Source organism: Vibrio sp. 1562, from assembly GCF_033340155.1.
Classification (GTDB): domain Bacteria; phylum Pseudomonadota; class Gammaproteobacteria; order Enterobacterales; family Vibrionaceae; genus Vibrio; species Vibrio alginolyticus.
Genome location: NZ_JAWOVY010000403.1, coordinates 1 through 665, shown reverse-complemented (window position 1 = coordinate 665; position 665 = coordinate 1). Strand labels below are relative to the sequence as shown.

Annotated in this window: 1 protein-coding gene; it reads right to left on the bottom strand. The window is 38.2% G+C overall.

Features of this window, described 5'->3' with window-relative positions:
• Window positions 1-341, bottom strand: a 341-nt coding sequence (locus R7Z49_RS25445) for a lysoplasmalogenase family protein (RefSeq protein ID WP_318112447.1), incomplete at its 3' end; no start/stop codon positions are given.
• Window positions 342-665 lie beyond the last annotated feature (324 nt).

Genomic DNA, 665 nt, shown 5'->3' with positions numbered 1-665 from the left:
CAAATGCCGAGCCCAAACAAAGCAATAGGAAGCCAAGGAGTGAAATGCCATGCCGACATTAAGCTAAAGCCATAACTGTAGGACAAATGAGCAGAGCAAAATAGGCTTAGACCAATGATGAACTTATCTCTCGGTAACATTAGTAGTAAATCACCGAGTAGTGACAACGATAAACCCACTAATATCCACTGAGTGTAAGGAAGTTGACTCGCGGGAGAATTAAGCAAAATGCCAATCATCACAAGTACAGGCAATGGCTTTGATACGTAAAATAGCCATTTCGGCCCTTTACGGACACTTATGATGTGTATGAATGCTAATACAACGACAACTAGCCACATATATAAAGAACTCTCGAACAGACAAACGTGAGTAGCGTAGTACTACTCTAAACAAAAAGATCTAACAAATGCGTAAGTTAGACCTTTGATTTCAATTTTATTTTTTGTGTATGTAAAGCTAAACGGTCGCCACTTTACTGACCAACGCGAACACTTAATTTTGTGCATTAATTGTTGTTTTTAGAATGCCCAATATTTGAACGCGTTGAAGCTTACAAAATAGCATAAAAAAACGGTATTGTGACTGTTAAGTCACAATACCGTTAAACCCTAGAAAGGGCAGTGAACAGTTGTTGCTGTTATGAGACGGCTAATTCTAAAATT